Source organism: Chitinophaga japonensis (genome assembly GCF_007830125.1).
Classification (GTDB): domain Bacteria; phylum Bacteroidota; class Bacteroidia; order Chitinophagales; family Chitinophagaceae; genus Chitinophaga; species Chitinophaga japonensis.
In genome coordinates this window covers 1,280,146-1,292,128 of the sequence record NZ_VLLG01000003.1, presented here as the reverse complement: position 1 = coordinate 1,292,128, position 11,983 = coordinate 1,280,146, and the positions used below count along the sequence as shown (strand labels likewise).

Here is an 11,983-nt window from a genome sequence, read left to right as displayed (position 1 = left end):
GCACCAGGGGAATGCGCAGCCTTGTTATCTTAAAACAGCCACACCCCGTTCATCATGGCCACCCCGCAGGTGGTTTCAAAGGAGTTGACATAACTATCGGGCGTTCTGCGCCACCACTGCGCCCACATCAACCCGTTGGAATTCCGGTAGCTCCATGCCTGCGCAGCATTGTAATTGAGCCAGGAGGCATAAGCGCCCTGGTAACCATGGTCGCGCACAAATTGGCAGGCCCAGCGCGCAAAAATGGCTTTGAATCCCTGGCAGTCTTCGGTATCATATTCATCCGGCAGCAGGCCATCGGCATTGCACATGCTGTTTTTGGTATAGTCCATCGCTTTGGCCGCCATTGCCTTGTAGTTAGCGGATGGATAGGCATTATGCAGCATGCTGCAGGCGCCAATAAAAGTGCCCTGCGTATAGGTGCGGGCGCCTTCCGTAATAACGCCGGCGGCATTCATGGCGCCCCTTACCTCGCCGGTGCCGGGCACATATAATTTGCTCACCATCCAGTCCACGATCATCTTCGCCTTATCCCGGTAGCCGGCGTCGCCAGTCACCTGGTACAGGTACATGGCGCAGATAGCGGCCGGCGCATTTACACAAGCGTTCTTTGTATTGTTGGCGGTGGTCCACCACAGGCCGCCTCCCAGGCTGCTGTCCCAGGCGCGGGACCACACCAGGTCAAAATTGTTCTTCGCCATATCCTTCATGCCGCCGTCATTGGTGATCAGGAAGGCCCGCACACACATCAGAGCGCCCCAGATCACATCGTCGTTGAAAGTATTGGAAGACCACAGCAGTCCATAGGCGTCCCGCATGCCGTTGTACAGGTACACCATCTTGTTCCGGAGATCGGGGTCATTGTGAATGGTATAGGCGTCGATCAGGGTTTCTATAGCTTCCGCCTGCCTCCAGAAATCCATCCTGCCGGAGTGGGTTACATCGGAATAATAGTACGCCTTATAGGAAGGCCCGTATGTGCCATACTGGTGATAGAATGCATTATTGTAGCATTGCATGGCCAGCAGGGATTCGGATTTCGTGGGCTGCACGGCGCTGATCGTTACGTTATTTTCGCCGGCGGCCTGCAGGGAAGTGTTTTCCGGGCTGTCTATCGCCTTTTTTGCACAACTGCAGCAAAGGAGCGCCGGGATGAGGGCATACAGTGGAATTTTCATGCGCTTGTTTTTTTAGTGAATAAAGGGTTTACATAGCGGCCCGGGAGCCGGGCCGGGTTTACGGGCATATACACTAAAGACAGGCAGGCGCACGAAATTCCTTACAAGCGGGGAAATAATTTTAGGGCGGGTGGCGCTTACCGCAGCTTATAATACCGCAGCTCCACATGATACACGCCCTCCCGGTACCGGCGGGTATATGTTCCGGCAATATCGTGGTAAGCACCGGAACCGCCGGTAATGGGAAAATCATGATCCGGGGCAATGGTATCCCCCGGTGTCAGGTTAAACAACCCGTTGGCGGCAATCGTGCCGTCCGGGAACTGGAAAACGGTGGTGGTCACGCAGTCGTACCGGCCGGTATGCCGGTTCAGGTACATGCTGGACAGTACATCCTGTGTAACCGTACCGGTGTCGCCATGGCATATGGCCAATGCCTGTTCTATAAACCCCTTGTATACACCGGCAGCCGTTTGCTGGTGGTTAAACAAGGTATCAAACTGTTGCTGGATATCTGTTTGCCGGTAGCTGAGCGAAACAGTAACGGGAGCTGTACGCGGATGTTGCGTGCAACTGCAGAAGGCCAGCATTGCGCCAGCGATAAAAACGGTTTTCATAGTGTTATACTTAATGATCCCCGCTAAATTATGATATTTCGCCCTACCTTTTGAAAAATGCAATCGTTTGCATTATGAGAGAAATTTGTTAATTTACACCTGCCACGTCAACTCCGCTCATGAAACATCAAAACCCTTTTGTTATGCCAAAGCTTTGCCTGTTCTTACTGGGCCTTTTATGCCTGCCGGGATACCAGCGGGTATCCGCAGCCACCATTCCCGTTACCTCCTTGTCCGCCCTGCAAAACGCCATTAACAACGCCTCCCCGGGAGATACCATCGTGCTGGCCAATGGCGCCTACACGGCCGGCACGGATATTACCATCAACCGGCAGGGCGCCGCATCGCAGCCGATCGTCATTACCGCGCAAACAATTGGCGGCGCGGTGATCAGCGGCACGGCCGGCTTCAGCCTGGTCAGCCCTGCCAGGTATATCGTTATCCGCGGGTTCATATTCACCCATAACGCCTCTCAGGCCACCATGAGCAGCGGCACCAGCTTCTGCCGCTGGACGCAGAACATATTTGAAACACCGGGAAAGGGAGAAAACCTGTCCATTAGCGGTAATGACCATGAGATAGATTACAACACCTTCCGGCACAAGAACGCCATGGGGCGCTTCATCACCATCCGCGGCTCCGGCAGCCAGATAGGCCAGCGCATACACATTCACCACAACTACTTCCACGATCATCAGCCGCAAACGGCCAATGGCGCAGAGTCGCTGCAGGTGGGCCTCAGCGGCTACAGCCTGTCGTCCGGCAACAGCATCATCGAGCATAACCTCTTCGAGGAATGTGCGGGAGAAAACGAGCTGGTCTCCATTAAAGCATCTGCTATCACCTTCCGTTACAACACCATCCGCAACTGCCCGGCCCATTTTACGCTACGGCATGGCAACCGCAACCTTGTTTACGGCAACTATTTCATCAACACGCCGGGCATGCGCATTTTCGGGGATGATCACCGCATTTACAGCAATCACTTTGAGAACTGTGATCCTGCCATCAATATTGGTAACGGCGACGGAGAAGTGGCTGACGGCGATGCGCTGACCGTGCATGACCGCCCGGACCGGGTGCTGATCGCTTTCAATACCCTGGTGAACAATCCCCGCAATATTTACCAGGCAGGGCGCAGCAACGGGCTGGGCGCCACAGGCATTACGGTTGCCAACAACATCATACAGGGCGGAGGCCCCGCCGCTACCCTTGCCGGCCCTTATACCGGCGGCGCCTGGAGCGGCAACATACTGTATAATACAAACGGGGACGGCGATATGCCATCCTCCGGGTACAGCGTGGCCAACCCGCTGCTGGCCAGGGATGCAACAGGCACATTCCATCTGCAGGCCGGCAGCCCGGCCATTGGCGCTGCTACGGGATCCTACCCGGCCGTTACGGTGGACATGGACGGCCAGCCGCGCACATCCCCGCTGGATGCAGGGGCGGATGAAGTATCTGCTGCTGCGGTAAGCGCCCGCATACTTACCCCGGATATGGTGGGACCGGCTGCCTGGCCCGACCCGGCGCCCACCCTGGCGCGGTTCAATGCCAGGTGAAAGGATCACCGGAAGGGATATGCGCTACGGTCAAACCCGGCACTTTAGGCTGCAACCAGTCCACCAGCCATTCCATGCCCGGCTCCTCGCTTACTGCATGTCCCAGCACCACCAGCGCTGTCTTTGCTCCCATCGCGCGGGCATCGCGGATATATTCCGCGGTTTCCCATTCATGCACCTCTCCCACGATCAGCACATCCGGGTGCGCCTGCTCCACCATACTGACCTGCATCTTACCGCCGGCAGCGCCCGGCACCAGGACAATGCGGGCGCACTGTTGCGCCGGGTCGCCGATCACCCTCACATGCGCTATACCCAATGACCGTTGCAGGTGGGCCACAATGTCTTTCAGCGCCGCAGGAGGCATTTGCAGCATGCGCTCGCCCGGTTGATAATACTGCTCCCAGCCGGCCTTTTTCAGCACGCCGTACCCAATGCCGTCCGGGCGGTGGGTATGCCAGTAATCATGAAAGCGCCATACCGCTATTCCATGCCGTTGCAGCAACGCCTGCTTTTGCTGCACTACCTGGTTGTTCGCTACCCATTGGGGATCGTCCAGGTGGTTGTAAAAAGTGGGCTCATGCGCAATAATGAAATTGGCCCTGCGCCTGGCCGTTTCCGCAATAACGGATACGGTGGGGAACATGGTGGTGACAATGCCGGTTACCTGCTGCCCGGCGCTGCCGCTTTTGAGGGTATCTACCGTTTCCTTAAAGGGCGCGCCGGGGATCTCCTCCAGGACGATATCGATGATATCCTGTACGGTATAATCCCGGTAACGATGAGCATTACTAACGGCAAGGGATATACCGGGCACAGACAGCAGGGCGCCGGCGGTTTTCAGCAGCAGGGACAGGAAGTTGCGCCTGCCGCTTGCTTTTTCAGCAAAATGGTGCATAGGATGACATTTGTCTTAAAGGTAAGCATTCATCACTGCTCTGGCGCAACTCTTGCTGTACCCTCTCCATATAAAACTGTCTTTGCCATGATCCGGACTTATCTGTTCAAGAACGGCGCTTTGCTATTGACATTCATGGTGTTGCTGCTTCTTGCCTGCTCTACCTCCAAAAGAGGCCTGTTTGCCAAAAAAACGGCGCACGAGGAATATGCCGGCCGCATTGCGGATGCAGGCCTGCAGGAAACAGCGCTGGGCAGCCTGTGGTTCAGCGCGGCGGAAAAAGCGCTGTCGCGCCCGCTCAGCATCACGCTGCCCTACAGCGAGAACGGCTATTTTGCCGCGGCCCGGCCAGACGCGGCGGGCTACCTGTTCCCGGCCAGGCGGGGGGAAAAGGTCCACATTGCGGTGAACATCAAACCACCTGGTAGCCTGCTGCTGTTTGCCGACCTGTGGGAACCGGGCAGGGATAACAGCAGCCCTTCCCTGCTGGCCGCTGCAGACACCAGCACCCGGGTACTGGAGTACGAGGTGGAAAGGGACGGGCAGTTGCTGTTACGCCTGCAGCCGGAACTGCTGCGCAGCGGCCAGTATACCCTTACCATTACCACTGCGCCCAGCCTGGCATTCCCGGTGCCGGGCAAAACGCGGCACCGAATTGGCAGCTTCTGGGGCGATGCGCGGGATGCCGGCGCCCGCCAACATGAAGGCATCGATATTTTCGGTGCATTCAGAACCCCGGTGGTGGCGGCTGCAGATGGTTACATTACCAATGCCGGGCAGAATAACCTGGGCGGGAAAGTAGTGTTCCTGCGCCCCAGCGGGAAGCATTACACCCTGTATTACGCCCACCTGGATTCCCAACTGGTCAGCACCGGGCAGCATGTGCGCACCGGCGATACCCTGGGACTGATGGGCAATACCGGCAACGCCCGCACGACGCCTACCCACCTGCATTTCGGCATTTATACCGGCAGCGGGGCGGTAGATCCGCTGCCTTTTGTGAATACGCGCCGGGCAGCCCCCGATCCTGTCCGCGCCTCCACGGACATGCTGGACAGCAACGTGCGCAATACCACCGCTACCACCCTGCGCAATACGCCGGCCGGCAACAGCGAGGCGGTAGACCGGCTGCCGCCCAACCAACTGATGCAGGTGCTGGCGGCTACCGGCAACTGGTATAAAGTAGCGCTGCCGGACAAACGGGAAGGCTTTGTGCAAAGCACGGCGATCTCCGGCAGGCCTTACGCCTCCAGGAAAATAGCAAACGACCTGCCCCTGCTGGATGCGCCGGACAGCGCTACCGCCATAAAGACCACCATTCCCTCCGGGAGCAGCGTGCGGCTGCTTGGAAAGGACGGGGATTATCATTTTGTAAGCTACGGGGAGCAGAAAGGATGGCTGCAATGGTAAAACCGGGCCTTTATTTTTATGGAAACTTTAATAGCTTTACAAGCCTGACACCATTTTTTGGATCATTCACGTCATAAAACTATCTGACAGGCTATGCAAAAAGCAATCATCCTTCTTTTCGTTATTTTGTCCGGCATTACAGGCAGCAGCATTGCACAGGAAAAGCCCCGTTTCTGGGACGATGTGCAAACCATTAAGCACTATGACCAGATGTATACGCCGCCGGCGCATCCCATCCTGTTCACCGGCAGCTCCTCCATCCGCAAATGGAGCTCCCTGGAAAAAGATTTCCCGGAGCACACGGTGCTGAACCGCGGCGTTGGCGGCACCATTGTAAACGACATGATCTTTTATGCCAATGACATTATATTCCCTTACCATCCCCGGCAGATCGTGCTGTATGTGGGCGACAACGATGTGCCGGACGGGCAAACAACGGCAGACTCCATCCTGCAGCGCACCAAACGCCTGTTCAGCGTGATCCGCGCCAAGCTGCCGGAGGTTCCCATCGTGTATATCGCCATCAAGCCCAGCCCCTCCCGGGCGCAGTTCATGGAAAAAGCGCTGGCCGCCAACAAGCTGATTGCAGCCTTCCTGGAAACGGACCCGCATGCGGTGTTCGTGGACATCTACCATCCCATGCTGGACGAAGCAGGCCAGCCGCGCCCCGAGCTGTTCCTAAGCGACATGCTGCACATGAACGAAAAAGGTTACGCCATCTGGCGCGAAGCAATTGCCCCGCACCTGCTGCCGGCAAACTGATCGATGCATTTCCGGCATAACCTTATACTTTTTTATCCCGGTATTGCTATTCTGACAGCATCACCATATTTTGCTACATTAATTACACTGTAAAATGCATGTAAACAGACGATCCGCGATCAGGCAGTTGCTGATCATCTCCGCCGGCGCTGCCTTGCTGCCTGCCTGCGTGAATGACAAAAAACCGGCTGCCGCCGCCTACAATAACCTGGACATCAGCGTAGACGATGAGGCGATGCTGGCTGCCATCGCCGGCACCCTTATTCCCGCCACCGACACGCCGGGCGCCCGGGAGGTGGACGCGCATGCCTTTGCGCTGCGCATGCTCAACGACTGTTATAAAAAGGAAGACCGGGAGCGCTTTGTTTCCGGCCTGCAACAGTTCCGCGACGGGGTGCGGAAAAAGTATAACAAAAGTTATGCTGCGTGCACATCAGTGGAGCAGGAAGCGATCATCACCGCTGCTGCTGCCAGGCAGGATGCCGGCGACGACGCGGCTTATTTCTACAATACATTCAAACGGCTGACCATACAGGGCTACACCAGCTCCGAGTACTACCTCACCAAGGTGGAGGTATACAAGCTGGTGCCCGGAAAATATATCAGCAGCGTACCCGTTTAAAAGTGACTATGATCAATATCAACGATTCGGCAAAGGAGCGCACATTTGACGCCATTGTGATAGGCTCGGGCATCAGCGGAGGCTGGGCCGCCAAGGAGCTGACGGAAAAGGGACTGAAAACACTGGTGCTGGAGCGCGGCAGGAACGTGCAGCATTTGAAGGATTACCCTACTACCAACATGATGCCCTGGGAATTTCCCCACCGCGGGCAGGTGCCCCTGGACATTGCGGAAGCCAATCCCGTGGTAAGCCGCTGCTACGCTTACCGGGAAGACGCCATGCATTTTTTCGTGAAGGACCAGGAGCATCCCTATGTGCAGGACAAGCCCTTTGACTGGATACGCGGCTACCAGGTAGGCGGCAAATCGCTGCTGTGGGCGCGGCAAACGCAGCGCTGGAGCGATTTTGATTTTGAAGGACCGGCCCGCGACGGCTTTGCCGTGGACTGGCCCATCCGCTACAAGGACCTGGCGCCCTGGTACAGCCATGTAGAGAAATTTGCAGGCATTTCCGGCGACAGGGACGGCCTGCCCCAGTTACCGGACGGCGAATTCCTGCCGGCAGTGGGACTGAATGACGTGGAAAAATATTTCCGGGACGTAGTGGCTAAATCCTACAAGGACCGCCACGTGATATACGGGCGCTGCGCCCACCTTACGGAGCCGCAGCAGATACACCTGGACCAGGGAAGGGTACAATGCCAGAACCGCACCCTGTGCCAGCGCGGCTGCCCCTTTGGCGGCTACTTCAGCAGCAACGCCTCCACCCTGCCCTGGGCGGCCAAAACGGGAAACCTCACCCTGCAGCCGGACAGCGTAGTGCAGGAAATACTGTACGACGACAAAAAACAAAAAGCCACCGGCGTGCGGGTGATAGATGCCCATACCAAAGCGGTCACGGATTATTTCGCGAAGGTGATCTTCGTAAATGCCGGCGCGCTGAATACCAACCTGCTGCTGCTGAACTCCGTGTCCGGCCGTTTTCCCAACGGCCTGGGCAACGACAGCGGCACGCTGGGCAAATACGTGGCCTTCCATAATTACCGCGCGCGCATTTCCGCGCTGTGCCATGACTTCAAGCAGGTGAACGACGAAGGCAGGCGCCCCACCAGCGCTTACTTGCCGCGTTTCCGCAACCTGTACAAACAGGAAACGGATTTCCTGCGCGGCTATGCCGCCGGCTTCTTTGCCGGCAGGGGCAACCATCACGATACCAGCGGCTTTGGCAGGGGACTGAAAGAACAACTGGCCGCCAAAACGCTGGGCCCCTGGTATGTAGGCTCGCACATGATGGGCGAGACCATTCCCAAAGCCTCCAACACGGTGTCGCTGGACCCGTCAAAAAAAGACGAGTGGGGCATGCCCCTGCTCCACATCAACATCGCCTATGACGATAATGATGAAAAGATGGTGAAGGACTTCCAGGAGCAGTTCACGGAGATGTATACCAAAGCCGGCTTTACCGACATCCGGGTAGAGGATAGCAAACAGGCGCCCGGCCTGGATATCCACGAGATGGGCGGCGCGCGCATGGGGCATGATCCCGAGACCTCGGTGCTGAACAAGTGGAACCAGGTGCACGCCTGCACCAACGTATTCGTGACAGACGGCGCCTGTATGACCTCCACCTCCACGCAGAACCCGTCGCTCACCTATATGGCGCTCAGCGCGCGGGCCGTGGACCACGCCGTTACACAACTGAAAAAAGGAGAGATCTAGCGCAATACCGGCGCAGGGTGGGGCTTTTCCGGCCCTACCCGCTTCTCAAACAGGCCCCGCACGATCTTAATGATCATTTTCCGGGAGAAGAACCGGGGCGACTGAGCCTGCATATAATTGCCGAACCCGATCACTTTGTAATTCCTCCCCTGCAGCAATGCTTTCAACCCGTCGTCCGCAACGCGCGCCGGCGTATCAAAAGGCATGCCCTTCACGTCTGCATTGGCGATCTTAAAAAATTCCGTCCTGGTATTGCCGGGGCATACAGCCGTTACCGTGATACCACGGTGATGATATTCCCCGTACAGGGCTTCGGAAAAACTCAGCAGGAACGCTTTGGTGGCGCAGTACACCGCAATGTACGGGCAGGGCTGGAAGGAGCCGGTAGACCCGATGTTGATGATACCGCCCTCGCCCCTTGCCAGCATGGCGGGCAGGAAAAGATGCGTGAGCTGTACCACCGCATCCACGTTCAATTGCACCATATCTTCGTAGGTAGCCGCCGTTTCATTCAGGAACGGCGCCCATTTGCCAAAGCCGGCATTATTCACGAGGATGTCTACCTGCAGTCCGTCCCGCTGCACCTTTTCAAATAAAGCGGCCGGCGTTTCCCGCAGCGTAAGGTCCCCGGGATAGCAATGCGCCTGCACCTGGTATTTGTCCCGCAGCACAGCGGCTGTTTGCTGCAGTTTGTCTTCCGAGCGGGCAGTGAGGATCACATGGCAGCCTGCTGCCGCCAGCCTGTGCGCAAATGCCTCTCCAATACCGGAAGAGGCGCCGGTAACGAGCGCTGTTTTTCCTTTAACAGTAGTTAGTTGCATGCGTCAATATTTATCCTGCAAAATTGCAGGGGCTGATCTGCAAATCGCTTGACCTATGTTAAGTAATGATTTCGCGCCGGATACGGCTCAGGGATTCCGGTTTGATGCCGATGAAGGAAGCAATGTACTGCAGGGGCACGTGGCGGATAATATCCGGGAAGCGCTGCAGCAGGTTGAGGTAGCGCTGCCGGGCCGTCAGGCTTACGAGGTCCTTGGCCTTCTGTTCATTGTATTTGATCACCTCTTCGTACACGATCTTGCCGAAGGCCGCCCAGCGCTGGTTGTGCTGCAGCAGGCTTTCCAGCTCCTGGTGCCGGATGCGCAGCAGCTCACAATCCGTAATGCACTCAAATGTTTCGTAGGAAGGGCGCTGGCCGATGTAGCTGTTAAAGGAGGTCATAAAGTCCATGGGACAGTTGATATGACTGGTCACTTCCTTCCCCTCCTGGTCAATATAGTACAGCCGCAGGTAGCCGCTGTTGATAAAGTACATGTAGCGCGCTACCTCACCGGCTTCGAGCAGCACCTGTCCGCGGGCATAGCTGACGGGCTCAAATGTTTCCCGGATAATGCGCCTGTCAAACTGGTCTATATTGACGAGCCCGGCGATCAGCCGGATGATCTTCTGATGCGGCATGATGGCGGTTTTTATAGTAACGGTACAAATTTAATCTCTAATAATTACCATATTTGAAGTAATTTAAATTTTCCAACAGAAGAGCCTATGAGCATGTCACCCATATTTTTATTGATAGATGATGATACGGACGATACCTTTTTATTCAATGAAGTGTTACAGCAGGTAAACCCGGCTGTAACATTCCGGTCTGCCGCCAACGGACAGGAAGCGCTGGACACCTTGAAATCGACAGCGGCGCTGCCGGACGTGATCTTTCTGGATCTGAACATGCCGCGCATGGACGGCAGGCAGTGTCTTTCCGCTTTGAAACAGGACCACCGGCTAAAGCATATACCGGTGATCATCTATACCACTTCATCTCATCCGCTGGATATAGCGCAGACCCTGCAGAACGGCGCTGCCTGCTTTATCACAAAACCCACCGACACCAGGGCGCTGATCAATATCCTGGCCGCTATTGCAGCCAATGTGCACAGCAACCTGGAAGATACCCTGCATACCTTGCGGGATGACGTTACCACCTTCGTTACCGGTTAACAAAAAAATATTCGCGGTTCTCCTCATGATCCTGCTAGTTGATGACAAACAAGAAAACCTGTATTCCCTGCAAATGCTGCTCCGGCTGCACCTGTATGAAACGGACACCGCCATATCCGGTGAAGAGGCGCTCAGGAAAATACTGAAAAAAGAATATGAGCTGATCATCCTGGATGTACAGATGCCGGGCATGGACGGGTACGAAGTAGCAGAGGCCATTTCAGGATACAGCCGTACCCGGGACATTCCCATTATTTTCCTGTCCGCCGTCAATATAGACAAGCGTTTCATTACCAAAGGATATGCCTCCGGCGGCGTGGATTATGTGACCAAGCCATTTGACCCGGATATCCTGCTCCTGAAAGTAAAGACATTCTCCCGGCTGTACCGGCAAACCCGTGAGCTGAACGAGATGAAAGCCACGCTGGAACAGAAGGTGGAGGAAAGGACCTCGGAACTGCTGGAAGCCAACAAGGCCCTGGAGATCAGCAACGGGGATCTGCAGCAGTACGCGTTCATCGCCTCGCACGACCTGCAGGAACCGCTGCGCAAGATCATCACCTTTATCCGGCTCATCAATGAAAGGTTCCTGGCCGGCACGCCCGAAGCCGCCGTGTATATGGACAAGGTAGTGGCCGCCTCGGAAAGGATGCGCCGGCTGATCAACGATGTGCTGGATTATACCCGGCTTTCCGGCACGCCGCAATTCCGGGCCTGCGACCTCAACCAACTGCTGCAGGAAACCCTGGCGGACCTGGAGCTGTCCATCCGGGAAAAAGCGGCCGTGTTTGAAACCAGCCGGTTGCCCTCCATTGAAGCCATCCCGGACCAGATACGGCAACTGTTCCAGAACCTGGTCAGCAACGCCCTGAAATTCTCTCAAAAAGGCATTGCGCCCAAAGTGCGCATACAGGGCGAACGGATAGCGGACAGGTCCTTTACCGGCCCTGCCGCCGCCGATGGGGACTATTGCCGCATCCGCATTACCGACAACGGGATCGGGTTCAATGAAATGTACCTGGCCAAGATATTTACCATGTTCCAACGCCTGCACAGCAGGGATGAATACGAGGGCAACGGCATCGGGCTGACCATCGTCAAAAAGATCATCCAGCAGCATAACGGGCTCATCACTGCCGAAAGCACGGAAGGAGCAGGCACCTCCTTCATCATTATTCTCCCGGTAAAGCAAACACCGGAAATTGCCTGAATTAGATT

At 56.2% G+C, this 11,983-nt stretch carries 12 protein-coding genes; 7 read left to right on the top strand and 5 right to left on the bottom strand.

Going from position 1 to position 11,983, the window contains the following annotated elements:
* Positions 1–29: 29 nt before the first annotated feature.
* Complete coding sequence (locus tag LX66_RS14310; RefSeq protein WP_145714639.1) at positions 30–1,178, bottom strand: glycoside hydrolase family 76 protein; 1,149 nt, start codon at positions 1,176–1,178, stop codon at positions 30–32.
* Between the two features lie 137 nt (positions 1,179–1,315).
* Positions 1,316–1,795, bottom strand: a complete 480-nt coding sequence (locus LX66_RS14305) for a hypothetical protein (protein WP_145714637.1) — start codon at positions 1,793–1,795, stop codon at positions 1,316–1,318.
* 143 nt (positions 1,796–1,938) lie between these two features.
* Here LX66_RS14305 and LX66_RS14300 point away from each other — a divergent pair, with 143 nt between their 5' ends.
* A complete protein-coding gene (locus tag LX66_RS14300; RefSeq protein ID WP_145714635.1) occupies positions 1,939–3,357 on the top strand; it encodes a polysaccharide lyase 6 family protein in 1,419 nt (472 codons plus the stop codon).
* Here the strand turns inward: LX66_RS14300 and LX66_RS14295 are convergent.
* On the bottom strand, positions 3,344–4,255 hold the full coding sequence (locus LX66_RS14295; protein WP_145714633.1) for a Nif3-like dinuclear metal center hexameric protein: 912 nt from the start codon (positions 4,253–4,255) through the stop codon (positions 3,344–3,346). The genes LX66_RS14300 and LX66_RS14295 overlap by 14 nt on opposite strands.
* A gap of 87 nt (positions 4,256–4,342) precedes the next feature.
* Here LX66_RS14295 and LX66_RS14290 point away from each other — a divergent pair, with 87 nt between their 5' ends.
* The 4 genes from LX66_RS14290 (at position 4,343) to LX66_RS14275 (ending at position 8,767) form a co-directional block, all read left to right on the top strand.
* Positions 4,343–5,665 carry a M23 family metallopeptidase gene (locus LX66_RS14290; protein ID WP_158642636.1) on the top strand — a complete coding sequence of 441 codons (1,323 nt, stop codon included), beginning with the start codon at positions 4,343–4,345 and terminating at the stop codon, positions 5,663–5,665.
* A 93-nt stretch (positions 5,666–5,758) separates the two neighbouring features.
* A complete protein-coding gene (locus LX66_RS14285) occupies positions 5,759–6,427 on the top strand; it encodes a GDSL-type esterase/lipase family protein (protein ID WP_145714629.1) in 669 nt (222 codons plus the stop codon).
* A gap of 94 nt (positions 6,428–6,521) precedes the next feature.
* A complete protein-coding gene (locus LX66_RS14280) occupies positions 6,522–7,049 on the top strand; it encodes a gluconate 2-dehydrogenase subunit 3 family protein (protein WP_145714627.1) in 528 nt (175 codons plus the stop codon).
* An 8-nt stretch (positions 7,050–7,057) separates the two neighbouring features.
* Positions 7,058–8,767 carry a GMC oxidoreductase gene (locus LX66_RS14275; RefSeq protein ID WP_145714625.1) on the top strand — a complete coding sequence of 570 codons (1,710 nt, stop codon included), beginning with the start codon at positions 7,058–7,060 and terminating at the stop codon, positions 8,765–8,767.
* Here the strand turns inward: LX66_RS14275 and LX66_RS14270 are convergent.
* Together LX66_RS14270 and LX66_RS14265 are read right to left on the bottom strand one after the other, a co-directional pair.
* Positions 8,764–9,588, bottom strand: coding sequence for an SDR family NAD(P)-dependent oxidoreductase (locus LX66_RS14270; protein WP_145714623.1), 825 nt, complete (start codon positions 9,586–9,588; stop codon positions 8,764–8,766). The genes LX66_RS14275 and LX66_RS14270 overlap by 4 nt on opposite strands.
* Before the next feature lie 58 nt (positions 9,589–9,646).
* Complete coding sequence (locus LX66_RS14265; RefSeq protein ID WP_145714621.1) at positions 9,647–10,225, bottom strand: Crp/Fnr family transcriptional regulator; 579 nt, start codon at positions 10,223–10,225, stop codon at positions 9,647–9,649.
* A 93-nt stretch (positions 10,226–10,318) separates the two neighbouring features.
* Between LX66_RS14265 and LX66_RS14260 the strand changes: the two genes are divergently transcribed.
* The gene (locus LX66_RS14260; RefSeq protein WP_145714619.1) at positions 10,319–10,765 is read left to right on the top strand and encodes a response regulator; all 447 of its coding nucleotides are present in this window, start codon (positions 10,319–10,321) and stop codon (positions 10,763–10,765) included.
* Between the two features lie 25 nt (positions 10,766–10,790).
* Positions 10,791–11,975: a sensor histidine kinase gene (locus LX66_RS14255; protein WP_145714617.1), complete on the top strand. Its 1,185-nt coding sequence runs from the start codon at positions 10,791–10,793 to the stop codon at positions 11,973–11,975.
* Positions 11,976–11,983 lie beyond the last annotated feature (8 nt).